Below are 2,669 nucleotides of genomic sequence, written 5' to 3' on the forward strand. Positions count from 1 at the left end.
AAAACAATTACATATCTTTTATTTTTTGGTTTTCGTGTAAATTTGTTTTGAGGTTACGGATTATGCTTGTGCTCATCGTTCTGGGCACAGATTACAAATCCGCGCTATCGGGTTTTTCGAACACTTATGCATGCAATTCCGCGCTATGACTATCGAGAATGCTCGTCATATCCGCGCGATCGGGAATTTCAAAACAAAAAAGCAACAATTTTACTTGTTACTTTTTGTTTTTACTTGTATTATTTGACTTTGATTGTGGGCACGGAATGCAATTCCGCGCTATCGTACGTAGAGACATATCCGAGCCATAGGGTTTAGACAATGATTTAGATGTTGTAATGTTGGACTTATTTTAGATTGTTGATGCACTGTGTGGGCACGGATAGCGCCCGAGCGATAGCGAACTGACGAAGTAAATCCTTGTTGTCATGACTCGTTGCAAACGATCGCCAGCTGGAAATTTCAAAACAAAAAAGCAACAATTTTACTTGTTGCTTTTTTGTTTTTACTTGTATTATTTGACTTTGATTGTGGGCACGGAATGCAATTCCGCGCTATCGTACGTAGAGACATATCCGCGCTATCGGGGGTTTTATCAATATCAAGAATACTCGTCATATCCGAGCCATCGGGATCAGCTTCTAGTAGGATCGGAATATTCGTTACATGTACTTTTTAGTACCTTCATACCTTCAATAAGTTTTTCTTTAATTGCAAAAAAATTTTCTTTGTTAGTGGTAAAATCTTCTCGTGTGGCGATTACATATTGCCCATTTTCTTCTTGAATGATTTCAAAGTCAGTTTTTTCAGATATTTTTATATTACTGTCATTTGAAAAATAAGTTATCCAGCCTAGTGGGTACATAATTTTAAGAGGATGATATAATTCCATATATTGATCTAATATAATTTTTACACTACTATATTTAGGTTTTAAAAAATCATTTGTCTTTCTAATAATATTCATATACCAATCAAAATCATAATCACTATTTTCGAAAGGAAAATATTCAATTCCTAAACCACAAAACTGACTTGATGAAATATTTCCTGTAATAGAAAAATGCTGTTTGTTATTTTTATTAAATTGAAAGAGAAACCTATACCCAAAATCTCTACTAAAATCAATAGTTGGATTTTCTTCTTTTTCATGTTGTCTAATATCTTCAAAATTAAACTGAAGAATTACCTCCGATAGTTTCATTACGTTTTCTTCAAAACTACCTTCTTCTAAATTTAAAGCTACACTTTTAAAGTGTAATGCAGAGACCTTGAATTTTGTAAATACATCATCTTCTATCCTTAAAATTTCTAATAAGGATAGAAGTTTAAATACAGTCTCTCTTATGCTTAATTTTTGAGACGGCAAAACAAACGATAAGCTAAATATATTTTTTGCCATATTTTATGGAATTATTTTTATCTGTGGTATAAAAACTACCTCAATGTTCTTCAATAAAATATTATCTGATTCATCAAATAATTTCTTAATTCCTTTTGCTCCTAATTCAGTTGAGATCTCCCATTTAATCTGAGTGCCTCCAGCTGCATTAACTTGACGTGTAGCTTGTTCAATTATACTATTTGCTCGTGTTTGATTTTTTACAGAAATTATTTTTCCTCCAAAGCCATCATCCACTTGATTAAATACACTAGTACCATGCCCGTACTTTCTGTCAATTAACTTTCCTGCATCATCTATGTTATCCCAACTTGTACTTGCTTTTTCGAGGCTCAGAGCAGCATCGCCACTGGCTTCTGCTTGGTATTGTTTCGCATTCTTTAAAACGAAAGAGCCGCTTCCTTCATCATCAACTGCTGGAAACTTCTTGTGTCCAACTGAAAGCCCTTTGGCTTCTGCTTTTTTAAAGGCATCAAAAACTTTTTCTAAATTATCCCACTCTTGATTTTTTAAAACTGGTGCATTTAAAACAGCTTCAAGTTTCTGCAGCTTAGTTGGATTAGCAGTAATATAATCTTCTAGTTTAGAAATAAGCCTTGAATCTGCTAAATCGTCAAGTGAGTATACCCATTTTTTAAGATTTAAAAAGTTGTCTAATTTAGATAATAAGCCTAGTTTCCCCACCCCGTTAACACCAACCCCATCATCAATTTTATCTAACCCTTCGTTTGTACCTACTACCGCAGGTACCTTTTCGCCATCAATATCTAACTCCAGTAATTTATTGCCGTTTTCATCAACTGGAATATTTGGGTCGTTTAACTGACGGGCAATATCGTCTTCCAGTTTTTTGATTTCATTTGCCGTAAGTGCTTTTAATCTGTCTCTTAACTTTATTTCAAGGTAAGGAATGCCACAGTATAAATTATTAGGCAGTTTGAATTCAATTCTTTGGGCAAATTGTACCCCTTCAGCTAATGCAAATTTAATTTTTTTACTAATAGGATTTAGTATTGGCTTTAAAAATTTACCTCCTACTCTAAAAACTTTCCCTATTAACTGTCCTGCAACATCTAGTTTTTCTAGTGTTTGAAGAAAGGTTCTAGCCCCCGATAGCGCGGATATGTCTCTACGTACGATAGCGCGGAATTGCATTCCGTGCCCACAAAGTCCCCGATAGCGCGGATATGTCTCTACGTACGATAGCGCGGAATTGCATTCCGTGCCCACAAAGTTCATCAACAATCTAAAATAAGTCCAACATTAC

General features: G+C 34.5%; 2 protein-coding genes. Both read right to left on the minus strand.

Annotation, left to right across the window (positions count from 1 at the left end; all coding sequences use genetic code 11):
- Positions 1 to 634 precede the first annotated feature (634 nt).
- Positions 635 to 1,402 carry a hypothetical protein gene (locus FJV36_RS12925; RefSeq protein ID WP_158981186.1) on the minus strand — a complete coding sequence of 256 codons (768 nt, stop codon included), beginning with the start codon at positions 1,400 to 1,402 and terminating at the stop codon, positions 635 to 637.
- Between the two features lie 3 nt (positions 1,403 to 1,405).
- On the minus strand, positions 1,406 to 2,557 hold the full coding sequence (locus FJV36_RS12930) for a hypothetical protein (RefSeq protein WP_158728885.1): 1,152 nt from the start codon (positions 2,555 to 2,557) through the stop codon (positions 1,406 to 1,408).
- Positions 2,558 to 2,669: the final 112 nt, after the last annotated feature.

It is taken from the genome of Flavobacterium sp. I-STPP5a, from assembly GCF_009764685.1.
Classification (GTDB): Bacteria; Bacteroidota; Bacteroidia; order Flavobacteriales; family Flavobacteriaceae; genus Flavobacterium.

What these genes read in the sequence shown, in the direction of transcription:
- FJV36_RS12925 (WP_158981186.1), bottom strand. Translation starts at nt 1,402, where the DNA reads ATGGCAAAAAATATATTTAGCTTATCGTTTGTTTTGCCGTCTCAAAAA.
- FJV36_RS12930 (WP_158728885.1), bottom strand. Translation starts at nt 2,557, where the DNA reads ATGCAATTCCGCGCTATCGTACGTAGAGACATATCCGCGCTATCGGGG.